General features: G+C 55.3%; 21 protein-coding genes. 9 read left to right on the forward strand and 12 right to left on the reverse strand.

All coding sequences use genetic code 11. From position 1 onward, the window contains the following. The first annotated feature begins 126 nt into the window (after positions 1 to 126). On the forward strand, positions 127 to 921 hold the full coding sequence (locus tag LA756_RS16110) for a PhzF family phenazine biosynthesis protein (protein ID WP_224435746.1): 795 nt from the start codon (positions 127 to 129) through the stop codon (positions 919 to 921). A gap of 86 nt (positions 922 to 1,007) precedes the next feature. Here the strand turns inward: LA756_RS16110 and LA756_RS16115 are convergent, their stop codons facing one another. Next, positions 1,008 to 1,250 carry a hypothetical protein gene (locus LA756_RS16115; protein WP_224435747.1) on the reverse strand — a complete coding sequence of 81 codons (243 nt, stop codon included), beginning with the start codon at positions 1,248 to 1,250 and terminating at the stop codon, positions 1,008 to 1,010. A gap of 240 nt (positions 1,251 to 1,490) precedes the next feature. Between LA756_RS16115 and LA756_RS16120 the strand changes: the two genes are divergently transcribed. Both LA756_RS16120 and pyrE read left to right on the forward strand, forming a co-directional pair. Next, positions 1,491 to 2,258 (forward strand): leucine-rich repeat domain-containing protein, encoded by a 768-nt coding sequence (locus LA756_RS16120; protein ID WP_224435748.1) that lies wholly within the window; start codon positions 1,491 to 1,493, stop codon positions 2,256 to 2,258. A 119-nt stretch (positions 2,259 to 2,377) separates the two neighbouring features. Further along, positions 2,378 to 2,932, forward strand: coding sequence for an orotate phosphoribosyltransferase (gene pyrE / locus LA756_RS16125; RefSeq protein WP_224435749.1), 555 nt, complete (start codon positions 2,378 to 2,380; stop codon positions 2,930 to 2,932). Here pyrE and LA756_RS16130 read toward each other — a convergent pair. Further along, entirely contained in the window at positions 2,916 to 4,406 is a 1,491-nt protein-coding gene (locus tag LA756_RS16130) for an AEC family transporter (RefSeq protein WP_224435750.1), read from the reverse strand. The genes pyrE and LA756_RS16130 overlap by 17 nt on opposite strands. Positions 4,407 to 4,479: 73 nt before the next feature. Between LA756_RS16130 and LA756_RS16135 the strand changes: the two genes are divergently transcribed. Then, positions 4,480 to 4,941 (forward strand): CbiX/SirB N-terminal domain-containing protein, encoded by a 462-nt coding sequence (locus LA756_RS16135; RefSeq protein ID WP_224435751.1) that lies wholly within the window; start codon positions 4,480 to 4,482, stop codon positions 4,939 to 4,941. A gap of 23 nt (positions 4,942 to 4,964) precedes the next feature. Here LA756_RS16135 and LA756_RS16140 read toward each other — a convergent pair whose 3' ends face one another. The 4 genes from LA756_RS16140 to LA756_RS16155 all read right to left on the reverse strand — a co-directional run bounded on the left by LA756_RS16140 (position 4,965) and on the right by LA756_RS16155 (position 7,819). Continuing rightward, entirely contained in the window at positions 4,965 to 5,855 is an 891-nt protein-coding gene (locus tag LA756_RS16140) for a hypothetical protein (RefSeq protein WP_224435752.1), read from the reverse strand. Between the two features lie 86 nt (positions 5,856 to 5,941). Continuing rightward, positions 5,942 to 6,238 (reverse strand): antibiotic biosynthesis monooxygenase, encoded by a 297-nt coding sequence (locus LA756_RS16145; protein WP_224435753.1) that lies wholly within the window; start codon positions 6,236 to 6,238, stop codon positions 5,942 to 5,944. 145 nt (positions 6,239 to 6,383) lie between these two features. After that, a complete protein-coding gene (locus tag LA756_RS16150; RefSeq protein WP_224435754.1) occupies positions 6,384 to 7,358 on the reverse strand; it encodes a S9 family peptidase in 975 nt (324 codons plus the stop codon). A 95-nt stretch (positions 7,359 to 7,453) separates the two neighbouring features. Further along, positions 7,454 to 7,819 (reverse strand): cupin domain-containing protein, encoded by a 366-nt coding sequence (locus LA756_RS16155; RefSeq protein ID WP_224435755.1) that lies wholly within the window; start codon positions 7,817 to 7,819, stop codon positions 7,454 to 7,456. A 146-nt stretch (positions 7,820 to 7,965) separates the two neighbouring features. Here LA756_RS16155 and cysK point away from each other — a divergent pair, with 146 nt between their 5' ends. Then, the gene (gene cysK, locus LA756_RS16160; RefSeq protein ID WP_224435756.1) at positions 7,966 to 8,907 is read left to right on the forward strand and encodes a cysteine synthase A; all 942 of its coding nucleotides are present in this window, start codon (positions 7,966 to 7,968) and stop codon (positions 8,905 to 8,907) included. A 120-nt stretch (positions 8,908 to 9,027) separates the two neighbouring features. Here the strand turns inward: cysK and LA756_RS16165 are convergent, their stop codons facing one another. The 5 genes from LA756_RS16165 to LA756_RS16185 all read right to left on the reverse strand — a co-directional run bounded on the left by LA756_RS16165 (position 9,028) and on the right by LA756_RS16185 (position 20,183). After that, a complete protein-coding gene (locus LA756_RS16165; protein ID WP_224435757.1) occupies positions 9,028 to 11,817 on the reverse strand; it encodes a c-type cytochrome domain-containing protein in 2,790 nt (929 codons plus the stop codon). A gap of 93 nt (positions 11,818 to 11,910) precedes the next feature. After that, the gene (locus LA756_RS16170) at positions 11,911 to 14,316 is read right to left on the reverse strand and encodes a DUF1549 and DUF1553 domain-containing protein (protein ID WP_224440396.1); all 2,406 of its coding nucleotides are present in this window, start codon (positions 14,314 to 14,316) and stop codon (positions 11,911 to 11,913) included. A 146-nt stretch (positions 14,317 to 14,462) separates the two neighbouring features. After that, positions 14,463 to 16,871: a PPC domain-containing protein gene (locus LA756_RS16175; RefSeq protein WP_224435758.1), complete on the reverse strand. Its 2,409-nt coding sequence runs from the start codon at positions 16,869 to 16,871 to the stop codon at positions 14,463 to 14,465. Positions 16,872 to 17,065: 194 nt separating this feature from the next. After that, positions 17,066 to 18,370, reverse strand: coding sequence for a DUF1501 domain-containing protein (locus tag LA756_RS16180; protein ID WP_224435759.1), 1,305 nt, complete (start codon positions 18,368 to 18,370; stop codon positions 17,066 to 17,068). Between the two features lie 508 nt (positions 18,371 to 18,878). Further along, positions 18,879 to 20,183 (reverse strand): PQQ-binding-like beta-propeller repeat protein, encoded by a 1,305-nt coding sequence (locus LA756_RS16185; protein WP_224435760.1) that lies wholly within the window; start codon positions 20,181 to 20,183, stop codon positions 18,879 to 18,881. Between the two features lie 163 nt (positions 20,184 to 20,346). On the opposite strand from LA756_RS16185, the gene LA756_RS16190 reads away from it, so the two are divergent. From LA756_RS16190 to LA756_RS16200, 3 genes are all read left to right on the forward strand, one after another. After that, the gene (locus tag LA756_RS16190) at positions 20,347 to 22,113 is read left to right on the forward strand and encodes a tetratricopeptide repeat protein (RefSeq protein ID WP_224435761.1); all 1,767 of its coding nucleotides are present in this window, start codon (positions 20,347 to 20,349) and stop codon (positions 22,111 to 22,113) included. Positions 22,114 to 22,254: 141 nt separating this feature from the next. Further along, positions 22,255 to 22,617, forward strand: a complete 363-nt coding sequence (locus LA756_RS16195; protein WP_224435762.1) for a 4a-hydroxytetrahydrobiopterin dehydratase — start codon at positions 22,255 to 22,257, stop codon at positions 22,615 to 22,617. 322 nt (positions 22,618 to 22,939) lie between these two features. Beyond that, positions 22,940 to 23,290: a hypothetical protein gene (locus LA756_RS16200; protein ID WP_224435763.1), complete on the forward strand. Its 351-nt coding sequence runs from the start codon at positions 22,940 to 22,942 to the stop codon at positions 23,288 to 23,290. A gap of 223 nt (positions 23,291 to 23,513) precedes the next feature. Here LA756_RS16200 and LA756_RS16205 read toward each other — a convergent pair whose 3' ends face one another. After that, a complete protein-coding gene (locus tag LA756_RS16205) occupies positions 23,514 to 24,059 on the reverse strand; it encodes a phosphatidylglycerophosphatase and protein-tyrosine phosphatase 1 family protein (protein WP_224435764.1) in 546 nt (181 codons plus the stop codon). Positions 24,060 to 24,271: 212 nt separating this feature from the next. Between LA756_RS16205 and LA756_RS16210 the strand changes: the two genes are divergently transcribed. Next, positions 24,272 to 25,804: a ThuA domain-containing protein gene (locus LA756_RS16210; protein WP_224435765.1), complete on the forward strand. Its 1,533-nt coding sequence runs from the start codon at positions 24,272 to 24,274 to the stop codon at positions 25,802 to 25,804. Positions 25,805 to 25,834 lie beyond the last annotated feature (30 nt).

The following is a 25,834-nucleotide window of genomic DNA, read 5'->3' on the forward strand; positions in this document are numbered from 1 at the left end:
CCTGTTTGGTACCGCGATGTGTCAGAAAGCTGCCCGGCCGAGAAATCATTGCCGTAGCCCTTTTGTCGTCGCCCTTCCCCAATGCCCTTTCGTTTTCGAGGCGAAAGAGGCCCCAAGAGCAAGCATATGCCGCGTACGCTATATCAAGTCGATGCGTTCACATCCAAACCCTTTGCTGGGAACCCGGCCGCTGTTTGCTGGCTGGACGAAGCAGCCGATGCGCATTGGATGCAAAATGTAGCGGCAGAAATGAATCTGGCGGAAACGGCATTCGTCTACCCTGAAGGTGACACGCTCCGATTGCGGTGGTTCACCCCGACCGTGGAAGTCGACTTGTGCGGTCACGCTACGCTGGCAACCGCCCACACGTTGTGGCAGCAAAAAGGTTTTCCGGAGGACCAGACACTTCGTTTCGAAACCCGCAGCGGAACGCTCACCGCCGCACCGCGTGGCGATACGATCGAGCTCGACTTTCCGATCGCCCCGGCCGTGTCAACCGATCCGGTCGACGGCTTGCTGGAAAGTCTCGGCATCGAAGCGATTACCTTTAGTGGAAAGAATGCGTGGGATTGGCTGATCGAAGTTCCTTCGGCCGACATCGTACGAGGGCTCAATCCGAATCACGCGCTGCTTGCCCCGGTGACATCGCGCGGCGTGATGGTGACCGCGGAAAGCAACTTGCCGGAATACGATTTCATCTCGCGATTCTTCGCCCCTGCGGCCGGTGTTGCGGAAGATCCCGTGACAGGTTCAGCCCACTGTGTACTGGGCGAGTATTGGAATCGGAAGCTCGGGAAGTCGACTCTCAAAGCGTTTCAAGCATCGCCCAGAGGGGGCGAACTAGAAGTCGAGATTCGAAACGAACGTGCCCTCTTACGAGGGCACGCCGTGGTTGTTGCTAAGATTGAACTGTTCGTTTAAAGAATCGGTTGCTGGCAATAACTCCTCAAAGGTTCAGTTGCGGGGTGCCGTCTTGTGTGGCGGCGGCACCCAAGTTGGATTTGGGGTTAGTCCGGTTCGTTTACCAAACCGACTTTGGCCAACAGCACGTGCAGGCCCTGATCGATAGCGGAAGGTTCGCAGTCCTGACAGGAAACTCGCCACTGGGTTTGCGTCAGAATCGGATAACCGATTGCCGCGGCCAGAAGCAGGATGCCCATCCCTTCCAGGACAATCGCCCGAAGCAGGTGCGTGCCTGCGGCGAGCGAGTTGCGTTTGCCACTGCGGTGGGCGTTTCGTTTTCTTGTCACTCTCGTTCCTCCGTGTGCTATCGCGACTTAGTCGCCAGGGCCGAAGTTGCTCTCCGTCTTGAACCTCGCCTGGGGACGGTTTCTGATACGCGAGCCGCAGGAAGGCTGTTCGCGAAATCTTTCGAATCGGTTTGTCACCACTGATAGCACAGCGATTGTCGATGTCGCCGTTGGCACATGGGGGTCGGTTGATGTTATCCTGAAGGCTTGCTGGCACACTCCTCTTAGCGAACCGCTTTCATGCCGAAGCCTGACAACAACCTACCGACGCGTCCCCAGCGCGAAAGCTTTGGCATGGAAATCGGCATCGCGCTGATGTCGATCGTCGTCGCGGTTTTGCTGCTGCTGATCGGCGCGATCATCTTCATCTGGTTTGCGAAACCGAGCCCACCGTCGGTAGTTGGCGGCGACCAAGACCCGATGGTCAGCAAGTTTCGCCGTGTCGGATTTGAAATCGGACGCGACAGCGAAAACCGCATTCAAGTCATCACTACCCCGCAGACTTTGCAACCGTTGCTGGTGACCAACAAAGACCTGGCCATGATCACCGGCCTGGCAGACTTAGAGGTCCTCGATCTTCGCGGAACGCAAATCAGCGACGAAGCGGTCACCCATTTGAAAGACCTGCCCAAGCTCGAGCAGTTGTACCTCGGCGGATCGGTCGTCACCGACACGGAACCAACGCTTTTCTATGCCCGCTTCACCGATGCGGCGATCGATCCGGTGGTGGAGCTGACGACACTCAAGACGCTCAGCCTGGCCAGGACCGATATCGGCGACAAAGCCATCAGCAAGCTTCCGGCACTGACCAACTTGGAGGTGCTGTTTTTGCTGGGCACGAACGTCACCGATCAAAGCGTCGAGCCGCTCTCGAAGATGAAGTCGCTAAAAGAGCTTTATCTGCAGGAAACGGCCGTTACACCGGAAGGCCTACAACGGCTCCGCGAGGCCCTGCCCGATGCCAAGATCATGCCGCTGTATGAAGAGGAATCCGCCGCAGAGTCGTAAGGCAGCCTGTTCGGCAAGTTCGCCGTCGTCGCTCGCGTGAACTCCCCCCTGACCCTTGGTCTCGGGATGGGGTACCATGGTTTCGATTGATACCGTTCACCGCGATCGAGGAAAAACCGATGCAATACAGCAAAGAGAAGCTGATTGAAATTGTTCGTGAGAAAGGGCTGAAGTTTGGCGACTTCACGCTCGCTTCTGGCAAAAAGGCTTCCTATTACCTCGACTGCCGCAAGGTAACGCTTTCCAGCGAAGGGGCTCTGCAAGTTGGGCTTGGTATTCTGGAAATGCTCGGCGACGACCTTCCGGATGCCGTCGGCGGAATGGCGATCGGGGCGGATCCGATCTCGGCGTCGGTCATCACCATGGCGGCGGTTCAGGGCAAATCACTGGCCGGCTTTATCGTTCGCAAGGAAGCCAAAGCACACGGCACTGGGCAAGATGTCGAAGGCCCTGTCGTCTCCGGCAACGAGTGCGTCATCGTGGAAGATGTCGTTACCACCGGTGGCAGCTCGCTGAAAGCGATCGAGAAAGTCGAAGCGGCCGGACTGAAAGTGCTCGGTGTCATCGCGATTGTCGACCGCATGGAAGGTGGCAAGCAAGCGTTTGCCGATGCCGGCTACGAGCTTCGTACGTTGCTGACGATCGAAGACTTCGGAATCACTCCACCGCAATAAAAATGTCGACTCGGTTCGGGCTGGCTTCGTCGTAAACCTCGAAGTCAGCCTCGAACGTTCGCGTGTGGGTCGTGCTCTCTTCGAAGTGATGCCAGATCTCTTTCCAGGTGTCTAAAACGACCTGCGGCATCTCCCCTTCTCCGACAAAGTGCAAATACTTGCCTTTGTGAATGCGGACTTTGTCTAGTTGATCCGGAACTTCCGCTTCCGGCGAAACCTGCCGGCCGAGTAGCATCGTGAATTCGCCAGATTGATCCGATTCGTAATCGGCGTACACGGCAATCCGTTTCTTCGGAGCGACAGGATCGCTGATCAACGAATCGATGCTTTCCGTTTCGTACTTTTCGTACAGCTTCGGAATCTGTCCCGTTTCCGGATTCATTTCCTTGCGGTTGGTCGTACGAACGGAAATGCCGGCGACATGCATTGCCTGTTCGAGTGGCTCGAGCTGAGGTGCCACGGTTACCTCCTGGGGATTTTGCTGAAGCACGGTGTTCTCTAGACCGAGCCATGCAATGCCGGTCGAGATCCATATGGGGATTGTAACAAATCCGACCACGGTCGACGCCATCACGACACGCAAAGCGGTGCGGGGATCGCCTCCGTAATGCTTCGTCAGCACAATCGGAAAGACGGCTGCTGGCATGGCAGCTTGGATTGCGGCGACTTGTTTCAATTCAATCGAAATCGGTAGCCACAACGCGGCCAGCAGAAACAAGATCGGTAATATGAGCAGTCGCAACAAGACCGCGGAAACATACGTCGGCCAAGGGCTGCTGTTGTCTCCCTTGACGTCGGCATGAAAGATTTGATCGTAAAACGTTGCTCCGATCAGCAGCATCATCATCGGAATTGCCGCACTCGCCAAGATACCGGTCACTTGGGTGACGAACTCGGGAACTTGCTCGGCGAGTCCCATCTCGTTGATGAACAACGAAAGGATGATCGTCAAACTGGGTGGGTTCAAGACGTTTTTCCACCACCCTTTGGTCAAGCCACCACTGGCCAGGCTCACGCCGATGGTCCAAATGCCCAGCTCGACTCCGACGTTATGCAGAAACAAAACGCCCAACGCCCTTTCGCCGAAGATTTCCTGCACCAGCGGAATCGGAATGAAGCCGTAGTTGAAAATCCCAATACAAACGGCGAACGTGTGGACTTTGTCTTGATGATCGAAGCCAAGCGTTGTCCCGCTTCCACGAGCCCACCAATAAGCCATGAAGCAGCCCAGCGCGACCGACAGAAAACCCCACACCGGCGGCAAATAGACGTTGGCAGCTTCCTCGAAGGCCGGATTGCCGACCACTTTCACGAAAATGAAGCATGGCATCAGCACGCGAATACCGAGCTTCAGCAGTCCCGCATCGACTGCCCGAGAAATCCAATTCAGATAACGAGCCGTCCCGCCAATCCCCATCACGGTGAAAACGGCGGCCGTTATGCTTAGAATCGTAATGACTTGCGTAAGATTCATCGTCCTAACTTAATCGTTAGCCCTCGAAGCAACAATTAGGCCCCGCGAAACTTCACTCCTAAGCAGCGACCCTATGCGGCAGTCCACATCCGACCAGGAAAATCTGGCCATTATCATCGTCGACCATGGATCACGTCGGGCCGAAAGCAACGACTTGTTGCTGGAAGTAGCTCAGCTGTTCCGCGAATCGACCGGATACAAGATCGTCGAACCGGCCCACATGGAGCTTGCCGAGCCGAGCATTGCCGACGCGTATGCCAAGTGTGTCGAGCAAGGGGCAACGCGCATTGTCGTGCACCCCTACTTCCTTTCCCCCGGTCGACATTGGCATGAAGACATCCCCCGCCTAGCCCAGGAAGCGGCCACGCAGCACCCCGGAACCACCCACCTGGTCACGGCCCCGCTAGGGCTTCACCCGCTGATGGCCAAAGTCATGCAAGAACGCGTCGAAACCTGCCTGGCCCACTGCGAAGAAAACGGCCCCATCTGCGACGTCTGCACCGAGGAAAGCTCTTGCCGGTTGCATAAGAGTTAGAGCAGAAAGAAGAGCGAGCAACTCTATGGCAGAAGCAACGTCGGTCCCGAAAAGTTAACTCGCGGAATTATATGTTCGCCGGTCTCATATACGCGTTGAAAAACGTAGACCGGAGTCTTGCCTCTTGCGCTATGAGACATCTTAGCTTCCGTGGGCTTCCAATCGAAGTTCCTCAAAAAAGCAGCCACGCGTTGGGGGTGCTCGTTGTTCAAAGCGATATAGACAATCCCAGGAGACTTTACCTGGATCACTATTGGATCTTGCCCTTCACCTCGAATGGGAGCAAACTGGCGACATGGAAAATCTTTAGGAATATCACCCCATGTATACGTTCGATCCAGGAAAGCCTTCGCACCATTCTTCAACTCTTGCGGTTTCGATGCACCAGAAACGACGCTAAAAACAGCATTCGCGTATTCTGGATGATTTACAGACGAAGCCTTAAAAGCCGCGAACTCCTCTTTCAAAAAGCGAGCATCATCGAGAAGACCTTCGCGCACATAACTACGAATCACTTGATCGTAGGCAACTTCCAGTTGTCCAAGTGCTCGCTGCAATGTAGTTACATAACCATCTGCGGGCACTGTTGTCGGAAGAATGCCTTTGGTCTTAAACGCTTCTAACTCCTTAGAAACTGTTTCGGTTAGCTCTAACTCACCACGCCGTTGAGCAAATGCCAGCTTTGCGTCGAGCCGTTCTTGCAATTGTTTTTTTGCCGAGTCAACACTGCCTCTAAAGGCTTCTTTCGCTTCGGCAATTTCTCGTTCCTGCGATTTTCCATTATCTGCTTTTGCGATTCCCACAATGGCCGTCGTTAAGAGAATTGTGAGATATAAAGCGCTGCGAAAACTTCTGGATAACATCGCTGCCCCTTTTTCAATCTTAAATATTTGGCGGTTAGGCGCGCTGAACATTTTAATAAAGCCGATTCCAACTTTCCAATTCGTAGAATCTAATCGCCATTACCTATCATGCCGTCGTTAGCGTGCTTTGCATAAGACTAAACCGTCACGTCCTCAAACTCATCGTACGACGTCACCGAAACACGTTCGCCGAGTTCGCGCATACGTAGCATTTGCGGGGGATTTTCGGCTTCGAAGAATGCTTGCCAATCTTCCCGCGAATCCCATCGTGCGATCGTAAGAATTTTGCCAGGGTTGGCATGGTCTTGCAGCAGGAAACTCCCCCGAGCACCGGGGACCGTTTCATGAATTGATGTCGTCGTCTGCTTCCAGGCCTGCTGAAACGCCGAGAGGTTCTCCGGCGGAACCTGCCACTGGTAAATAACTCGGATCATCTTCTTTCCTTTCCGTGGATGTGAGCACAGTCGCGAAGCAGAACGTATCGCACCGATTTGGCGCCCATGGCATGGACTGGTGCGATACGCTTCGTTGCTCACTCCCTAAGGAAGCGTTCTACTGATTCTCCGCGATATACGAGCATCAAGCCTTCATATATTTATCAATGAACGGCAAGATCTTTTGTGGAAAGCGACCGAAATAATTGTAGCCATCCTTGAAGCGTTTCTTGGTGTCTTCAATCCACAACAGCTCTTTCTCCTTGCTGCCAAGCAGATCGAACGTTTTCTGGGCATCTTCGGGATTACGCGTCCATTCGTCTTCCAGCACTTGAACCATCAACACCGGCATTTTCACACTAGCAGCCCAGTGATGTGGCGTCATATCGGCTGCGACGAAGGCGCCCATCTTGAGTAGCTCGAGATCGATCAATTCCTGATACTGTTGGATTCCCTGCAACTCGGAGAAAGCGTCGTAAATGGCAGCCATAGAGACGACCATCGGGCTGACCATGCACTTCACGTTTTCGAAGAGTTCAGGATGCCGATGAATTGCGTGATACTGTGAGTTGCCGCCCATACATTGGCTGTAAAGCCCGACATCCATCTTGGATAGTTCGGGATGGGCATCGACATACCGCTTTACACCAACGCAGTCCCGCCATTCCCAGCATCCGATGCCGCTCAGTCCACCATTGGCCGCGCTGCTGTTACCATGGTTGCGGATGTCGTACGTCAGCACGTTGTAGCCCGCGTCGGTCAAATGCTTGTACTGAACCACAAAGTCGATTTCGACGGCATCGAAGTTACTCCATGGCTCGCCAAAATGTCCAGGATAGCCAGACCGGCACATCGGTAACGCGTGATTGAAGATAATGAGCTTATCGCTTTGGCCTCCTTTGGCGGGAATGTACCAGCCTTCCAAAGGTGTGCCATCTTCCGACGAGATAATCACTTCGGACCAATTCGTCATACCATAGTCGTCGGGCGTTTTATGCAGAAAGCTTCGAAGAGGCTTTACGATGGCGGCCAAGGCTTGAACCTTAGCATGATCCTCTGCGGAAATGGTTGCTAACTGCTCAAGCGCTGTCTTCAATCGTTCTTCGGGCATGCGTCCCATTGGGATTGCTCCTTTTCAAAGGTTGAGAAACGCCCCGCTACCAACCGTTGGTATCCCATGCATAAACGAGAAGCCCCGTTCATGCGAAGTCCATTCTACTCTTCGACCAGTACGGTGTCCTCATGCTCGTAGCCTGGGGCGCAGCAGCATAGCAGTCGTAGCGGTTCTTCGCCGGTGTTAGTGATTTGGTGTACTTCGCCGGGCGGGATGGCGATGGCGTCGCCGACGGTCACATCGCGCAGCTCTTCGCCAATTTGCATGCGACCGCGGCCATGGGTGATGTAGTAAATCTCTTCCGTTTTCGGATGGTAATGGGGCGTAGTCGCGGCGCCAGGAGGCAAGCGGGCCTCGGCCAGGGTCTGATTCTTGATGCACGAGTTGCGATGGGCGAGCAGCTCGCGAATTTCCGAGCCATCTTTGGTGGTGAACGGCTCGGCTTCGGTCAGATTGACGATATCCATGGCGGTGGCCTTATCCGGGGGTGTTCTGGCACAGCAGCGGAGGCTATGCGAGAATCTTATTGACACAATTGGGCGTTTCTTGATACTTGGGCGCAAAATCTGCCCAAGCTTCGCGCTTTCACGGACACCACGAAGGAAAACCAATCATGCCCCGTACCAAGACGTTTAACGACGCGTGCCACGCAATCGGCGATACCCCGATGATACAGATCAATCGGTTGATCCCCCAGGGTGGGGCCGAGGTTTTCGGCAAGTGCGAGTGGTTCAACCCGCTTAACAGCGTGAAAGACCGCATTGGTTATGCCATGATCGCCGACGGTGAAAAGCGTGGCGTGGTGACCAAAGATACCCACATTATCGAGCCGACTTCCGGCAACACCGGCATTGCGTTGGCGTTTGTTTGTGCCGCCAAAGGTTACAAGCTGACACTGACGATGCCAGAATCGATGTCGCTCGAACGTCGCGCTTTGCTGCGTGCGATGGGTGCGAACCTGGTTCTGACGCCAGCGGCCGACGGTATGAAGGGCGCCATCAACACAGCCACCGAAATGGCCGAGAAGGAACCCAACGGCTGGATGCCTGGCCAGTTCGATAACCCCGCCAACCCAGCGATTCACGAAGCAACGACGGGGCCTGAAATCTGGGAAGACATGGGCGGCAAAGTCGATGCGATCATCTCCGGCGTCGGCACCGGCGGAACGATCACGGGCGCATCCCGTTTCCTCAAGTCGAAGAACCCGGACTTCAAAGCAATCGCTGTCGAACCGAAGAACAGCCCAGTGATCAGCGGCGGTCAGCCTGGCAAGCACCGCATTCAAGGGATCGGTGCTGGCTTCATTCCGAAGAACCTCGACACGTCGATCGTCGACGAAGTGATTCAAGTCGATGACGAAGACGCCTTCGAATATGGTCGTCTGTTGGCGAAGGAAGAAGGTCTCGTCGCGGGGATCAGCAGTGGCGCTGCCATCTGGGCCGCCAAGCAAGTGGCCGCTCGCCCTGAGATGAAAGGCAAGCGAATCGCCGTCATCTTGTGCAGCCTTGGCGAACGTTACCTCTCGACGCCGCTGTTCGGTGGCCTGGAAGGCTAACGGCTTAACGAAGCCAACATCATTTGATCAGACCAAAAAAGAAGGCGAGCCGACTATTCGGCTCGCCTTTTTAGTTGCGCGATTCAACGCGATGCGTTTTACCGCTCGCATCATACGACGTTACTGGTAAACGTTCTGCAGCAGTTCGGACTGACGTTTCAGTTCTTCCAGCTTGGCTTGAACGGTGGCCATTTCGTCGGTGCCGGTTTCGACTTTTTGCTTGTGCTCGCGAAGCTGAGCATAGACGGCCGACTTCTCTTCCATGACTTTATCAAGCTGAGCTTGAAGCTTGGCGATTTCGGCGAGCTTCGCTTCCATCTGCTTTTCCATCTCAGCTTGTTTCGCGGCCGCTTCGGCGACTTGCTGTTCCTTCGTCTTGATGCCCGTCAGCATCGCTTGCTGTTCTACTTGCAACTTAGCTGGCAGTGCGACGAATTCCGCTTTTTCTTTCTTCAGCGATTCGAGCTCTGCTTTGGCAGCAGCCGCTTTTTCGGCGGCCGCTTTGGCGGCGACCGCTTTCTCGTTCATGTCCTTCTCGACATTCGGCTTGCCTTCTTCCAGCTTCTTGAGCTGATCGGCCTGCTTCTTGATGTCGGCATCGTACTTCTTAGCAAGGTTTTGCTGGTTGCCCATTTCTTTGTTGGCATCGGCTTGGGCCTTCTTTGCCGCTTCGATGGCGGACTTGGCCGAAGCCAACTCGGTATCGGCAGTCTGCTTGTTTTGCTTCGCGGCGGCGAGAGCTTTTTCAGCGTTGGCTTTCTCGCCATTCGCTTTGGCTGACTCATCCTGCAGCTTCTTCACTTCCGCTTCGGCGGCGGCAATCTGTTCGACGTCTTTCTTCAGTTCGCCTTCTTTACCGGCGACAGCATCGGTCGACTTTTTCACCTCGCCGGCAAGCTTGTCGACTTCGGCCTGAGCCGCTTTCTTTTCACCGTTGAGCGAATCGATTTCCTTTTGCTTCGATTCCTTTTGTTCCTCGGCAGCCTCTTCCTTCTGCTTGGTCGCTTCCGCGATCTTGGCATCTAGATCGGCGACTTTCTTCTGGGCCGCTTCCATCGCTTGTTGCTGGGAAGCAAGCTGCTTCTTCAGATCGTCGAGCTGCTTTTGGTGCTCTGCCTGGGCCTTTTTCGTTGCGTTGACGACCGAGCTTTTCTCTTCGATCTTCTTGCCATAGTCTGCCAGCTTGGCGTTTGCCTGCGTCAGCGACTGTTCCGCTTTGGCAATCTCACCAGCCCACTTCTTCGCGTCGGCGTCTTTGGTTCCGGCAAGCTGCTCTTGCTCTTTCTGCTTCGCCTGGGAAGCAACGATTGCTTTTTTCAACTCTTCGGTTTTCGCGTTGGCGGCGTCCATCGCGGCTTTGGCGTCGGCACTGGCCTTCTTGGCGTTTTCGATCGCGGCAAGGTGATTATCCCAGGCCTGCTTGGCAGCCGCAGCAGCTCCCCCCGCGTCGGCTGCCGCTTTATCGAACGTGCCGATGTCGGTGGTCAGCGTGGCGATCATCTCGTCGTACGTTGGGGTAACGGCTTTCAGCTTGCCGAGCTCTTTCATGCCGTCGACTTGGTAGACGCGGATTTCTCCGGTCCAGTCCCCGACGACAATCTTGCTGCTGTCGTGATTGAAGCAGGCTCGCAGCGTTAGCTCGGGGAAGCCGCCGGTCTTGGCGAGTTCCTTGCCATCGCCAGCGAACACCTTGGCGACTTTGTCACGACCGGCAGTCACCATGCGGCCGTCGTGGGTGTAGCTGACCCATTCCGCACCGTTGCCATGGGCGTTGACCGACTTGACGTTCTTGCCATCGACCATGCCCCACAGCTTGACGGTACTGTCGGTGCTGGCCGAAGCCAAAACGTTCGAGTCTGGCTGCCAGCTGACGGCAGTGATGCCTTCTTTGTGTCCTTGCAGGTTCAAGTATTCACGAGCGGTGTCTGCTTCCCAGACAAACAATCCGTTGGAGCGATCGCCGGAAGCCAGCAGCACGCCATCAGGACTGTAAGCAAGCGAAGTAACCCAGTCGGTGTGCTTCTTGATTTCGTACAACAGCGAACCATCGGCCGTCGAATAAATACGAATCAAACGCTGCGGACCACCCAGGGCAACTCGGGAAAGATCGGGGGTAACATCGGCTGCGAGGACTGCGTCGTACTCGTCCCCCACGGTCACCATCGGTTTCCCGGTGCGAACGTTGAACAGCGTCACACTACCGGCATAGCCACCACGGCCGCCACCGGCGAGCAGCACTTCGCCGTTGCGGCTGAAGCGAAGAATGTAAGGAATGCCTTGCGGGTAAGGAATCACGCCGAGCAGCTTAAGCGTGTCGGTGTTGTACAACGCAATTTGTTTTTGACCGGCGATGGCAACCAGCGGTGCCCAAGGGCTGTGTGCCATAGCGGTGATCGCGCCACTGTGATCGATATCAAGCACAGGCGCCTTCCACAAACCTTCCGGCATGGCGGCTGGACCTTCGGGCTTGCCGGTGGTGACGGGGCCATCCATCGCCAGGCCACTTTTCTTTTTGGCTTTGACTTTCGAGCCGCTGTTTTCCAGGGCACCCAGTTCAATCCACTTCTTAATGATGTCTCGCTTCTCTTGAGCGATCGGGTCCTGGCCCGGCGGCATCTCGGGTGCTTCGTCGCCGTTGATCAGCGCGAACAGACGCGAGCTTTCGACATCTTGCGCGATGACCACTTCACCACTGGCTCCCCCCTCCATCGTCGCGCCGAAGCTTTCCAGGTTCAAACCACCTTTGGCGTCCCCTTGGTTATGGCACGTGAAGCAGTGCTGCCGAAGGATCGGCTTGACGTGATCTTCGTACGTGATCTTTTCGACGGCGTCCCCGGCCGGCTTGGCGTCTTCGGCGGCAGCCAGAGTTGTCAAACCGAACAGAACGAGAAGTGGAAGGGTATAACGCATCGCTCAGTCTCTGTGCGAAAAAAGGCAGGCAAACGAAGGCGGGGTTTCGTGTGCCGTCCGAAATGGGACGGCACACTTCAATCTAGCTTACGCTTAGTGGTTGAACATGAACTCGCGGGAGTTGAGGACTGCCCAGAAGACATCTTCGAGCCCCCGTTGGCGGTTCTCTTCTTCCTTCAAGACCGCTGTCAGCTTCTCTTTTTCAGCCGCCGTAGGCTTTCGGCTAACGCAGCGGATGAAGATTTTGTCGATGATCTGATCGTTGGTCAGTTCTTCCTTAATCCACGTTTCGACCAGCTTGCCACGAGCGATTTTGTCTTGCGTTGCCGAGCCATTGAGCATGTGCAGGGCCTGAGACAAAGTCGGCGACGTGGTCGCTTCGCAGCTACAAACGGTTTCACGCTGGCTGCGTCCGAAGGTGGTCAGGAAGTAGTTCGACGTTTGACCGTCAGCAATCTGAACGGCTCGCGAACCGAGCGGCAGACCGCGGAACTTCTCATCATGATTCGTTGCCAGGCTAATGCAATCGAGCAGCTGCTCGGCCGAAATGCGGCGAACCTGAGCGTAGGCGAAGTTCTTGGTATCGGTCTTGTTGCTTTCGTTTGGAACGGTCGTTCGCTGGTAAGCCTTCGAGGCACAAATGTCACGAACCAACTTCTTGAAGTCGTAGTTGTATTCGATCAGCTTGTTACCGAGCGTTTCGTACAGTTCTGGGTTCGAGGCTGGATTGCTCACGCGAACGTCGTCGACAGGATCGACAATCCCCACGCCGAAGAAGCTGGCCCAAATACGGTTGGCAACGCTCGTTGCGAAGTAAGGATTTTCCGGAGCGGTGAGCCACTCGGCCAAGACTTCACGGCGATCGCGATTCTTCATTTCGGGCTCGACACCACCGAGGAACTTCGGCTGCATCACGCGGTTATCTACCAGGTGACGGACATCGCCGCCGTTTCGATTGTAGATAATTCGCTCGCGGTAATCTTCGGTGTTCTTACGACCGATCTGCGAGAAGAATGCCGCGAAGCCGTAGTAATCGTCCATCGTCCAACGATCGAACGGATGGTTATGGCACTGGGCACATTGGGTTCGCAGACCCATGAAGACTTGCGCGACGTTTTCGGCGGTCTTCAATGTATCGGTTTCGATCTCGTAGTAGTTCGTCGCCGGGTTACTGAACGTTCCCCCGGAAGCGGACAACAAGTCGCGTACCATTTGATCGAGCGGCACGTCGTTGGAAATCTGTTCGGTCAGCCAGCTGTAATACAGAAAGGCAGACTTGTTGCTCACACGGTTGGTGCTCTTGATCATCAACAGCTCGGCCCAACGCATGGCCCAGATTTCAGAGAACTCTTTCCGCTCCAACAAGCGATCGACCAGTTTGGCTCGCTTGTCGGCCGAGTTGTCGGCCATGAACTCGTTGTATTCGTCTTCCGTTGGCAACAGCCCGGTGATGTCGACGGTTGCCCGACGCAGGAATTCTTCGTCACTGCAAAGACCACTAGGGACGATTCGCAGCTTGTGCAGCTTGGCACCGACTAGCTCGTCGATGTAGTTACCGGCGATCTCTGGCTTTTCGTACTTCAGTTCTTTCGGCAGAACGATGACCTGACTGCCGACGGTGTGGGTGTCGAAGCGAGCCATGACGAATGCTTCGCCACGCTTTGAAGCGGTGCAGTGACCGTTCGCATCGACAGGAGCGGAGTTGTCGTTGTTGGACATGAAGACAGCCAAGTCGGTCACGTCACGCGTGGTGCCGTCGGCGTAGAACGCTTTGACGATGAACGACTGCTGAGCCCCTTCCCCTTCGAGCACAGCCTTGGGTGGATAGATCTCGATCTTATCGCATCGGGGCACTTCCCCTTCATCTTGCTTGGCACCGGTTTCCAGCCAACGCAGCAGCGTGGCGTAGTAATCGGAATCTTTCTCGAACAGCTTACCGCCGGTGTGCGGCACGCTGCCAATCGCTTTTTCCAACAGCAAGCTGGAAGCAGGATCGGCCAGGTTCACACGACGCGTCGCTTGCTCGCGGGTGACTCGGAAGTAGTCGCCGGCCGGGTCGAAACCAAACAGCGACAAGCGGAAGCCGTCTTTCCCACGAGCCGCCCCATGGCAGCTACCCGTGTTACAGCCGGCACGCATGAAGACCGACATGACGTCTAAGTGAAAGCTGACAGGGCGTTCTTCGGTTGCCTTTTCAACTTTCACAGGAATGTCGACTTTGTGGCCGGCGTATTCGATTTTGAGTGTCGTTTCCCCATCGGCAACTGGGACGATCAAGTTGCCGTCTCGCTTGACGTTGCCTTCCGAAGCAAGCGTTGCGGTCGCTTGAGCGGTGACGTCCAGGGTGACGTCATCGTCTCGGGTTGCCACCACGACATAACGCTGCGAATCGCGGCTGGTCAGCAGCTCGATCGATTCGGGATAGACGTTGATTTCACGAATGGCGGACTCGGCCTGAGCGGTGGTTGCCGCCAGGCAGACGAGCAGCCCACTGACCATCCAATGAGCGGCAGTGAAATGAGCGCCTGAGTAATGAGCGTCAGTGTTACGGGACACGGTTGGCTCTCCTTCGGCTCGCGCCGGTAATCCTGGGGAAGGAATCTTTGAAATCTTAGGGGGATCGAGGGAAACGAAAATGGCGAACGTTATTCGCCCATTTCCTTGGCGAGTCGCAGTTGTTCCAAGCGGCTCAGCGGTCGTTCCGGTTTAGGCTTAGGAGCCTCTTCCTTCTTCGCTTCTGGTTTCGGCTTGGCAGTGGCCACTTTCGGTGGCAGCGGCTTGTCGACACGCAGTTCAATGTTGCCGTTGGTTTGAATGATCGGCTCTTCGTTTTCAGTCACGGTAATCCGAGCGACGATCGACTTGTGCATGCCGTCCTTCGCGTCCTTGGAAACTTTGACGTCGAAGACAGCCTCGGTGGCATCGTTCTTCACTTTAATTGGCTCGGCGGTCACACCAGCCGGAAGACCTAGCAACTGCACGGTTGCTTCGCCGGGGTATTCTCGCTTCGGTTCCATGCCAACGATGATCTTGGTTTCCTGCCCTTGTTCGCAGGCCGCTTTGTTGAATGCAAAGCCCACCACGCGGTCAGCCACTTCCAAGTCGGCAAATGGCGAAGCGACTTCCAGCACGCCGGAAGTTCCCAGGACGCAAATCTTGTGAGTTCCGATCGCGGCACCACCGTTGGCGGTCATCGGAATCGAAGCTTCGGTCTTGCCCTTTTCGATCTTGATCGAGCGTGAAGCACCGATGCCGGATGGGTCGTCCAGCAATCGCAAACGAATTTCACTATCGAAACCTTCGTCGCGGATCGCTTTGACTTTCAACTGCATCGAACCGTCGCGAACGATCGGCACTTTGGGCTGCACAATTTCCAGCTTGTAGGGCACCTTCTCGACGACGGCGACTGACATGCGATCGGCATCATGCCCCCAGATGTCTCGGTTGTTCTGGCCGCGGACCAACATGCTCCGCTGCTTCACGTGCCCTTCAACTTTGATTTCTTCGTTGGTGGGTTTCGCAACGACATCAACCAACTTGCCATTCGGCTTTGCGTCAGGCTTGGCTCGCATCAAGACTTGTACCTTGTTCGAACTCTCTTCCATTGGGAAGGTGATCACTTCAATCCCTTCCGGTAGGTCGTTGAAGCTCAGGTTCAATTCGCCACGGAAGTTTTCACGACGAGCGGTCAGCAGCACGGCCATGTAGTTATCTTGAGGAACGCTCATGGTACGAGCCTTGTAACGCTCCACTTCAGGAATCTCAAGCGTCAGTTCCGGCGAACGCTGCGTGACTTCCACGCGATAGATATTCAGCGGGTGCCCCGAACCAAGGTGGTCGCGAACTCGCACGATCAAGTCGGTATCTTCTTCTGCTTTCACGCGGACATAGCTGTCGATGTTGCCGCCGGTGTCGTCGTTGCCACCGAGACGCTTGTTGTTCGACGCCTGATACACGTCGACAACCGGATCGAGATAAGATCGCAGCGCTTCGCGGGCATACACGCGGACATCAAATTCCTGGCCTTTTTTGGCTGGGAACGAGAAGTGGTCGTAATCACCCTTCTCTTCGATCACGCCGCTGGCCACGCCAGGTCCTTGCATCGGCGTCGTTTCTTTCAGGCTGTTGTTCGGTTCCTTTTCGACCACGCTCGGCAAGCTGGAAACAAACAAGCGGTTCGGCGAAGGAGCGATGCCGTACTGATCTTCGGCATAGTAGAGAAACTCTCCTTCCTTCTCCGGCAGAACCACTTTCGCGGTTTGCGTGCCGGAAGGATCGCCGTACCAGGTCACCTCGATTTCTTCCCCTGGCTTGCCGCCGGTCGGGAAAACACCTTTAGGACGTGGGAAGCTACCGACGCTCAGGCGATAGGCACAGTTACCATTGCCCCCGTAGCTGCTTTCGCGAACTTGGATGATGTATTTGCCATCTTCCGGAGCCAATAGCGAGCAGAGGCAATCTTGGAACAGCAGCGGTTCGTCGTCGCTCTTGGCGATCTCGAATCGTTGTTCGTTCAGAATTGCGACGTAAGGGTCGAAGAACGTACGACCGAGACGCAAGCCGGTCAGTTCGGCCGTGATGCGTTGGCCTTTCTTCGCTTCAACAACGAAGTAGTCGACGTCTTCATTTTGAATGATGCCGTTGACGGTGGTCCCCATCTCGACCGGCTGCGGTTCTTTGAAGTCGTTGTTTGGTTCTTTCTCTTCGATCTCAGGCAATGCCCCGACGTAGAACAGCACCACATCGCTTAGCCCGGAAGCGGTTCGCAAACGCATCGCGTGCTGACCGAGACGGCAGTCTGGCGAAACGTTGAGCGTGACTTTGACCTTCTTGTCGTCTTCCGCCTCGATCGATTTCATCGACACGCCAGGCTCGAAGAACATCACCTCTTGGGAGTCCTTCAAGCGATCCCCTCGCAGCAACACTTCGATCTCTTGCCCCCGCTGAAAACCAGCAGGTTCAATCCGCGAAAACGATGGCTTCGCGGCGAAGATGTCAGCTGAGATCAGCGACGTAGCGACCAAGGCCAATAGAAGAATTTGGAGGCGTTTCATGACAGTACCGCGTCCAGATGAAATGGATCGTTGGGGGAGGAAACACAAGCTCGTAGCTGGCAGGAGAACTTGTGATGATAGGCGGGATGACAGGATCGGCCTGAGTTTTGACGCCCAGGCCGACAGTTTCATTCTAACCTGCGTAGCGCGAAGACGAAGCTTTTTCTCGTTTCGCGCGGCCGGTTTTCGGCATCTTAGGCCAGAAGTTCTTTGACGACTTTACCACCGTCAACGATTTCAATGGGGCGATCGCCAGGAGCCATCAGTTCCTTGTCGGCGACAATACCCAGCTGGTGATACATGGTGGTCGCGAGATCTTCTGGACCGACCGGATCGAGTTCCGGTTCGCTGGAAGTCGCATTCGAGGCACCATGGATGTAGCCCTGCTTCAGACCACCACCGGCCAGAGCGACGCTGAAGACCTTTGGCCAGTGATCGCGACCGGCGTCTTTGTTGATCTTCGGCGTACGGCCGAATTCGGAGGAGACCATGACGAGCGTATCGTCCAGCGTACCGCGGCGATCCAAGTCGCGAATCAAAGCGGCAAACGCTTGATCGAATTCTGGCACGCGAGCTTTGATGCCGTTGGTGATGTTGTTGTGCATGTCCCAGCCACCATAGGTCATCGTGACCATGCGGACGCCGGACTCAACCAAACGACGAGCCATCAGCATGCGCTGACCGGCTTGATTGCGGCCATATTCGTCACGCAGCTTGGCATCTTCAGCGTCGATGTTGAATGCTTCGCGAGCTTCCGGCGACGAAACCAAGCTGTAAGCTCGTTCGTAGAAGGTGTCCATGGCAGCGACCTGGTCCGATTCGTTCTTCTGAGCGAAGTAATCGTTGACCGCTTCCAAAGCACTACGACGACGGTAGAAGCGAGCTTCATCGACGCCACCGGGGAGGCTCAAGTCGCGAACTTTGAAACCACCGCTGGCAGGATCGGAACCGAGCGAGAACGGAGCGAACGACGAGCTCAGGTAGCCAGTCCCGGCGAATTCGTTCGGTACATTCGGGATGCAGACGTAAGGAGGCAGATTCTTACGAGGACCATATTCGTGGCTCACCACGGCACCGAAGCTTGGGAACTTCAACGCTGGGCTGGGGCGATACCCCGTGAACATGTTGTGCGTACCACGTTCGTGGGCCGCTTCGCCGTGGCTCATCGAGCGGATGATACACAACTTATCCGCCACTTGAGCGGTGTTTTTGAGGCATTCGCTGAAGACTTCGCCGGTGTTGGTTTTGACCGTCTTCATCTCGCCACGGTATTCGATCGGCGAGTATGGCTTCGGATCCCACATTTCCTGCTGAGCAGCACCACCCGGCAGATAGATATGGATGACGCTTTTCGCTTTCGCTTCGATGAAATCGTAGTCTTTGATTTCCGCTTGGGCTTGCTGCAGGCGGAACATGTCTGACATGCTCAGCCCCAGGCCAGCGGCGGCACCGACGGTAAGGAAATTACGTCGACTAAGAGGGTTACCCTTGCACTTCATCTTGACCATCTCCAACAGTTTGTTTGGGTGCGTTCAGCTTATTGGGAATGACTCGAACGTTGGGAAGGTTTCAACAAATTCGAGCAAAACGGAAGGATCCACGTCTGACCCCTAAGGTATGAAGCGCAAGGGACTGGGACGCGAACAGGTGAACATCCAGCGATCGCCGTTAAACTCGGCAATCTTCAAAAGGCAGGCAAATTTTGGTGGGCAATGGGGTTAATTCCAACCTACTTCGGATAGAAGCAGCCTGATCCATTGAGGGGTTAATATAACGAGGCTCTCCCCGATTGTCAAAAGAATTATAACCGTACTAAGACGTTTTACGCCCTTGACTCTGTTGCCGTAACCTGTGAAATAGTTATCACTTAGAAATACATGATGTCACGAGCCATCAGCAAAATCTTTCGAATTTCTTAGCGCTAGCACCGGTTTGTACGTCAGATCACACAGAGATGCCCGTTTTGCCAGTCGTTAGAGATTGCGTGGCGAGTCGTTCCCGATCGGCCTAACTTGCCGGCACTAAGCAGTACAAATGGGTCGTCGTTCGCCAAAACAGCCTGCCGTCGGCGAAAACAGGGCTCGCGAAACCTCCACCTTCCAACTGGAATTTCGCGACTTCGTCGAAGTCTTCCGTCGCGTCAAAGACATACATCGTTCCCTGCTCGTCCGGAACAAGCATGTGATTACCATACCGTGTAAGGGACGAGCTGAAATTGCCGCCGATCCGCTTTCGAGCGAGTCGATCGCCTGTCGCAGAATCGTAGCAAAGTCCTATGCCATCATCATTTACGGCGAACACTTTATTGTCAAACACCAGCGGCGAGGGAACGTAGATTCGTTCGCGAGCCTGCCACGCGATGCGGTCGTCGCTTGCGGCTTCTCCTTCCGCCGTTTTGATCCCCAGGACGCCGTTTTGAGGGTAACCTCCCGTCGAGATAATCATATCTCCTGCCACGGCCGGTGTATTTGCGGTCGTCTTCGCTGGCCCTTTAACGCTCCAGACGATGTCGCCATTCTGGGGGTCGTAGGCCGATGTCGTGCCGGTTCCACCGACCAGAATCAGGTCTCTTCCGCCGACGGTCGCCAAAATGGGCGTTCCGTAGCTGGGATCGTTGCTCCGACTCACCCGCCAGGCGATATCTCCCGTGTCGCGACGCAGAGCCGCTAAAAAGCCGGGCCCATCCGAATCGGCCAGAACAATCACGTACGAGTCGTAAATCACCGGCGAACTGCCGTATCCGTGCTGACTGCGAAAGGGCCCCGCTTCCTTCTGCCAGACAATCTGCCCTTTCAAGTCCACCGCGGTGACGTACAGCGAGTCTTTCACCATAAACGCGGTGAAAACGTAGTTCCCGTCGCTTGCCGGGGTGGTGGAAGCTTGCGAGTTCTTCTGATGCGTCCGCATAAAACCGCCTTGATGGACGGTGGTCGTCCAAAGCGGCTTGCCCATGGCGGTTTCGTAGCAGACCAGCGACTTGGTCTCTTGCTTTTCGTCGGCAGTTGTCAGCAGAACTTTGTTGCCGATCACAATCGGCGAAGAATGCCCTAGCCCCTGGATTTTCGCACTCCAAGCGACATTTGGCTGGCTGCTCCAGTGGAAATCGGCCGGTTCGTCATGCACGATGCCATCGCGCTGTTCGCCCCGCCACCAGGGCCAACTGTGCGGCGGCACTTCGATCGGATCAACTGCTTGAGCCGCTTCTCCTTGCGGGGCACGTATCTCTTCGACTGGTTCCTGACGGCAGCCCAGCAGCAGCATCCCAAGCATGCTCGAAAGAACCACGCTCTGGCGAAAACTGACGTGCATCATGCCTCTCCCGTGTCGCAAGGCCTTGGCAACTGCCTCTTCGCAAATTGCCGGATCGAAATAAATTCCCTGAATTCTCGTCGTGGCAAGGTCTGCCTAATTGCATAGAATAACATTCTACGCCAATCCGATTACAAAATGTTCTCACGGAGTTAGATAAAACATCATGGTTGGGCGATTCTCCCTCTTCGTGGCTGCCGCGCTGGTTTGCGGCCTGCTCTGCTTCCCTCTGCACGCCGAAGACTATGCCGGCCAAGCCGACCTCGACAAGGCTGTCGACTTGAAGCTCGACGCCGAAGGCATGGACGACTTAGCCCAAGTGGCCGAGTTGTGCGAATCGGCTCTCGACAAAGGCCTGCATGAAGAAGACCAGGTCTTCGCCAAACAGCTGCTTACTTCCGTTCGTTACCAACGCGCCGAAACGATGGGCAAAGGAATCTTCGAGGAAGCCCAGCAGCGAAAAGACTGGAAAGACCTACGCGCCAAAGCGGTCGAAGAAGTCGACAAAGGTTTGAAGTACGACGACACCGTCGGCATGCTTCACTTCCTGAAAGCTCGCTTGCTGCTCCTTCCCGACGGCGATCGCGATCAGGCCGAACAAAGCATCAACAAAGCCATCGAGCTGCTGCAAGGAACCGGCGAACCGCTCTCCAAAGCACTCGTTGTTTCGCTTGTTTTCGCCGAAGACAAAGACGCCCAAGTCGACGTGCTGACAAAAGCGATCGAAGCCAATCCGAACAACGCCGATGCCTATCGCCTGCGTGGCTTGATGTACTTGGAACAGGAAAAGTTCCAGGAAGCGCTCGCCGACTTGAAGATGGTCACCGAACAGCTTGCCCCCGGCGATCTCACTTCGCTGCAAGCCTACGCTCAAACGTTCGCCAAGCTGGGCGAGTTCGACGAAGCGATCAAAGCGGTCAACCAAATCGTAAAGACCAATCCTAACTCGCCGATTGGCTACTTGCTGCGTGCTCAGTTCAAAGTGATGGCCGGTAACGTCAACGCCGCCATTGAAGATCTCGATCAAGTCCTCGTTCTCGCGCCTCGCTCGGTTCCAGCTCTGCTGATGCGTGCGAGCATGTACATCGAACGCGAAGACTACAAAGCCGCACTGCAAGATGTCGAGCGTGCCTTGGCCGCCGACACCGGCAACATGCAGGCCCTGCTGATACGTGCCACGCTGTATGCTCAGGAAGGCAAATTCGCCGAAGCCATTCGTGACTTGGAAGCCCTGCAGATTCGCAACAGCGAGAACGCCACGATCACGCTGCAGTTGGCCACCCTCTATCAGGCCGCCAAGCGGCCTCGCAAAGCGGTTGAAGTTTACAACCAGGTGTTGAAGCTTGAACCTGAAAACGTCAACGCCATGCGTGGCAAAGGGGACGCTCTGCTTTCCTACGGCAAGCATGCCGAAGCGGTCGAGACTTACTTGAACGCGTTGAAGATTCAGGAAGACGAAGAAGGTGGCATCCTGAACAATCTGGCCTGGGTGATGGCCACGTCGACCAACGACAACGTTCGCGATGGCGAGAAGGCACTCAAGTATGCCGTGGAAGCGTGCGAAGCGACCGATTACTCGCAAGCACATATCTTGTCGACATTGGCGGCCGCACATGCCGAGAAGGGTGAGTTCGACGAAGCTCGAAAGTGGTCCAAGAAGGCTGTCGAAGTGGCTGGTGGAGACGAAGCAGCCGCTGAAATTCGCGAGCACTTGAAAAACGAATTGAAAGCCTATGAAGGCAACGAAGCCTGGCGTGAAATCCAGGACACCAAGGAAGGTGGCCAAACCGATACGATCGCCGGTCCTGCCTCCGAAGTTGCCGAGAAGCTGAAAGAGTCCAAGTCGGACAAGCCTGCCGATCAAGAAAAGAAGGACGAATCGGACAAGCCGGAAATGACCGAGCCGGCTCCTGATATGGCTCCTGTCTCGTAACCATGGAAACTTCGGTTTGCTTCGCCTCGATCGATTCGCAAGAATGACGGCAGAGGCTCACGACGCAATGAAACATGCCCTGGCCTCTTAGAGACTGTGCTCTTAGGCCGGGGCTTTTTTTATGAAGGGATCGAAACCGCCATGGATATTCAAACGACCGATCAACTGACGCAAAAGAAGTGCAAGCCTTGCGAAGGAGGCGTCGACCCTTGCACCCTCGACGAAGCGACCAATCAGCTGGCCAAGCTCGACGGTTGGTATCTCACCCACGATGGAAAACGGATCCGCAAAGACTGGACGGTCAAGCACTTCATGGCCGGACTGACGTTCTTTAACAAAGTCGCCGAGATCGCCGAAGAAGATGGTCACCATCCCGATCTTCACATCGAAGGCTATCGCAACGTTTCCATTGAACTGTGGACGCACGCCATCGGCGGCCTGAGCGAAAACGATTTCATCCTCGCCGCCAAGATCGATCAGGTCCCCGTCGAAGTGAAGTCGTAAGCGACGCGGCACTTCGTTCCTAAAAACGAACCAGGGAGTTACCGCTGTTCACATCGGTATCCTCACCGGGTAGCCCACGGTTGCTTGCAACCTGGGGAGGCGAAGCCGAATAGAGGTCCTGGCGAGCGGTCAACTTGCCCCGAAGACCTCGGTTCGCTCCGCTCCCCAGTTTGCAAGCAAACTGGGCCACCCATTAACCAATGTGTCGCGTGAAATCCTGGTTAAGCCCCGGCAACGCGCAATTTGCGTTTCCTGTCTGATGACCTACACTTTTGGGAGTCCTTGCGCACGCACTTAAACGTCTGTTGATAACGGCAGTTCCATGACCGAACCTACGGAAGTCCTCGACGCACCGCAGCTTCCGGCTGTTCAAACTGAAGCCCAGCTTCCCGCCAACCAGGTCATCGAATCAGGCCTTCCACCGGCAATTCGTACGGCCGTTCGCAGCCACGTCATTATCTGGACGGTCATTCTTTCGATCGGACCGCTTGGCTTGCCGCTGTTGTGGTTGAGCCCGAAGTATTCCATCTGGATGAAGGTGCTCATCTCGTTTCTCACCCTCTTCTTCACGATCATCCTGCCGATCGCGGTGACGATTTACTGCGGCGAATTCCTCGTTCGATCGATCGTCGATGCCATGGAACAAGCCAACTCCGCCGGCGGTGCTTTGTAACATCGAGTCAGTTTGCTGGTAACGTTTGGTGAATTTCGTAGGGTCCGCTGTGCGGACGCAGAATTGATTCTGTAAGAGGCGACTTGCTTCTGCTGCCAATGTTCCGCTGATTTCAAGTATCTCGCGGTTTACGAGTAAATCGATCCGGCCTCCGCACAGCGGACCCTACATGCTCACGAAGACGAGAGCATGGCACTCGACGACCGGTGTTTTCACGCAAGTGTTACGCTTTGGCAGTCTCTTGCAAGCCGCGGTAATACGACTGCACCACAGGACGGCGGTAGAGAGTTGGTAGCACTTGCTTTCGTTTCTCGAGCAAAAACACCTGGGCTTGTTCCGGAGTCATTCCTTTGGCCTTCATCAGCCAGCAAAGCGCGATGGTCGCACTTCGCGCGCGGCCTGCTTTGCAGTGGATGTAGACATCTTTCTCTTCGGCGACAAACTTCTCGATGAAGCGGACTCCTTCGTCGATGTCCTCGACACTGGGCGGAGTGAAGTCGACCGTTGGCAAGTAAAGCTGCTCGACCCCATGTTCTTTATAGACATCCAGGGGGCCTTCGTATTCCTGGCATGTGTTGATTACCCCTTTGATGCCGCTTTCGGCCAAGTCGACGGCCATTTTCCGAGAAGGAACCGCCCCGACGAAGACATGCTCTTCAATCTGGTCGTACCAACGCCACCACTTCAGCCGCCGGATCATGGTCCAGTTATAGACGTACGAGGGCCAATAGATCGATTTCGCGTAGAGATGCTGAAAAAAACGCTTCATGACGGCTTAAAAACGGTTCATTTCCGAGGGGATACTCACGATTCGGTGCAGGGATCAAAGCATTTGATTCCTTTTGCCCACCTCACCGATTATGATGGTTGGCGGTGTTCGAGCCCACCCTGCCCGAGCGATTCGCTGCGGCAGCCTTCCGAAAAGGGGCAAATATCATGCCTCTCGCCCACCTACTAATCATCTCGAGGAGAAACGTTTCCATGTTGCGTTTGGTGTGTTGCTTGGGCCTGCTGTTGAGCATGACCTCATTTGCGTCCGCGGAAGATGCCGCTTTGAACCAACCGCCTAAGGGATTCAAGCTGCTCTTCAACGGCAAAGATTTAAATGGCTGGAAAGGGCTTGTCGCCAATCCCAAGAAACGAGCCGAGATGTCGGCCGAAGAACTCGCCGCCGCCCAAACCAAAGCGGACGAGTCGATGAACGCCCATTGGAAAGTGGAAGATGGCGTTCTCGTTTTCGACGGCAAAGGGCAAAGCCTCTGCACCGCCAAAGACTATGCCGACTTCGAGATGTACGTCGATTTCAAAATCAAGGAAGCTGGCGACAGCGGTATCTATTTGCGTGGCAGTCCCCAGGTTCAAATCTGGGACCCCAGCAACAAAGGCCCGAACCCTGACGGGGTCGGTTCCGGCGGGCTCTACAACAATCAGAAGAACCCCAGTCAGCCTCTTGTCACCGCCGACCATCTGATCGGCGAATGGAATACGTTTTTCATCCGCATGATCGGCGACCGCGTAACGATCAAGCTGAACGGCAAGTTGGTCACCGACGACGTCGTGCTGGAAAACTATTGGGAACGCGACAAGCCGATCTATCGCACCGGACAGATCGAACTGCAAAACCATGGCAACACGCTCTACTTCCGCAACATCTATATCCGCGAGCTAGTGACGCCGGATCAGATCGAAAAGATGGCAGCCGCTTTGCCGGAGAAGCCTCGCGTTGCGCCACAGGAAAAGCAAAACGTGTTGGTCTTTACCCGATACCATGGCTTCCGCCACAGCTCGATCCCTGTCGGGGCGATGGCGGTGCAGATGCTCGGTGACAAGACAGGCGCCTTCGATGCTCGCATCACCAACGACTTGACGATGCTCGATCCGGAAACGCTCAAAGATTACGACGCCATCGTCATGGTCAACACCACCGGGCAATGGATCAAGCCGCGTGACGAAGACATCGCCAAGCTTGCCGCAGCCGGCAAAGAGATGACCAAGGACGAAGCGGAAGCCATGTTCCGCAAGAGCCTGCTCGACTTCGTTTCCAGCGGCAAAGGACTTGTCGGTTTTCATGCCGCGAGCGATGCCAACTATCACTGGGAAGAGTTCGGCAAGTTGATCGGCGGTTACTTCGATCAGCACCCTTGGCACGAGAAAGTCGGCATCAAAGTCGATAGCCCCGACCATCCACTGATGGCAGCTTTCGGCGGCGAGGACTTTGCGATTGTCGACGAGATCTACCAGTTCCGCGATCCTTACTCGCGCGATGCTTTGCACGTGTTGTTGTCGCTGGATGTCGACAAAACCAACATGGACAAGAAGAACATCAAGCGTAAAGATGGCGACTTCGCTGTGTCCTGGGTTCGTAGCTATGGCGACGGTCGCGTCTTTTACAGTTCGCTCGGCCATCGCGAAGAGATTTACTGGAATCCCCAAATGCTGAAGTTCTACCTCGACGGCATCCAGTTCGCTCTCGGCGACATCGAAGCCCCCACCGCCCCCAGCGGTTCGAAGTAGATCGCCCAGTTCCCCTACCCCTGCCCCCTA

This window comes from Bremerella sp. TYQ1, from assembly GCF_020150455.1.
GTDB classification, from domain to species: domain Bacteria; phylum Planctomycetota; class Planctomycetia; order Pirellulales; family Pirellulaceae; genus Bremerella; species Bremerella volcania_A.

Excerpts from the sequence above, each read along its gene's own strand:
- LA756_RS16165 (WP_224435757.1), bottom strand. The coding sequence starts at position 11,817 with ATGCGTTATACCCTTCCACTTCTCGTTCTGTTCGGTTTGACAACTCTG.
- LA756_RS16200 (WP_224435763.1), top strand. The coding sequence starts at position 22,940 with ATGACCGAACCTACGGAAGTCCTCGACGCACCGCAGCTTCCGGCTGTT.
- LA756_RS16170 (WP_224440396.1), bottom strand. The coding sequence starts at position 14,316 with ATGGTCAGTGGGCTGCTCGTCTGCCTGGCGGCAACCACCGCTCAGGCC.
- LA756_RS16180 (WP_224435759.1), bottom strand. The coding sequence starts at position 18,370 with ATGAAGTGCAAGGGTAACCCTCTTAGTCGACGTAATTTCCTTACCGTC.
- LA756_RS16210 (WP_224435765.1), top strand. The coding sequence starts at position 24,272 with ATGTTGCGTTTGGTGTGTTGCTTGGGCCTGCTGTTGAGCATGACCTCA.
- LA756_RS16150 (WP_224435754.1), bottom strand. The coding sequence starts at position 7,358 with ATGGGACGCATGCCCGAAGAACGATTGAAGACAGCGCTTGAGCAGTTA.
- LA756_RS16120 (WP_224435748.1), top strand. The coding sequence starts at position 1,491 with ATGCCGAAGCCTGACAACAACCTACCGACGCGTCCCCAGCGCGAAAGC.
- LA756_RS16140 (WP_224435752.1), bottom strand. The coding sequence starts at position 5,855 with ATGTTCAGCGCGCCTAACCGCCAAATATTTAAGATTGAAAAAGGGGCA.
- LA756_RS16155 (WP_224435755.1), bottom strand. The coding sequence starts at position 7,819 with ATGGATATCGTCAATCTGACCGAAGCCGAGCCGTTCACCACCAAAGAT.
- LA756_RS16135 (WP_224435751.1), top strand. The coding sequence starts at position 4,480 with ATGCGGCAGTCCACATCCGACCAGGAAAATCTGGCCATTATCATCGTC.
- cysK (WP_224435756.1), top strand. The coding sequence starts at position 7,966 with ATGCCCCGTACCAAGACGTTTAACGACGCGTGCCACGCAATCGGCGAT.
- LA756_RS16185 (WP_224435760.1), bottom strand. The coding sequence starts at position 20,183 with ATGATGCACGTCAGTTTTCGCCAGAGCGTGGTTCTTTCGAGCATGCTT.
- LA756_RS16190 (WP_224435761.1), top strand. The coding sequence starts at position 20,347 with ATGGTTGGGCGATTCTCCCTCTTCGTGGCTGCCGCGCTGGTTTGCGGC.
- LA756_RS16195 (WP_224435762.1), top strand. The coding sequence starts at position 22,255 with ATGGATATTCAAACGACCGATCAACTGACGCAAAAGAAGTGCAAGCCT.
- pyrE (WP_224435749.1), top strand. The coding sequence starts at position 2,378 with ATGCAATACAGCAAAGAGAAGCTGATTGAAATTGTTCGTGAGAAAGGG.
- LA756_RS16130 (WP_224435750.1), bottom strand. The coding sequence starts at position 4,406 with ATGAATCTTACGCAAGTCATTACGATTCTAAGCATAACGGCCGCCGTT.
- LA756_RS16110 (WP_224435746.1), top strand. The coding sequence starts at position 127 with ATGCCGCGTACGCTATATCAAGTCGATGCGTTCACATCCAAACCCTTT.
- LA756_RS16205 (WP_224435764.1), bottom strand. The coding sequence starts at position 24,059 with ATGAAGCGTTTTTTTCAGCATCTCTACGCGAAATCGATCTATTGGCCC.
- LA756_RS16145 (WP_224435753.1), bottom strand. The coding sequence starts at position 6,238 with ATGATCCGAGTTATTTACCAGTGGCAGGTTCCGCCGGAGAACCTCTCG.
- LA756_RS16175 (WP_224435758.1), bottom strand. The coding sequence starts at position 16,871 with ATGAAACGCCTCCAAATTCTTCTATTGGCCTTGGTCGCTACGTCGCTG.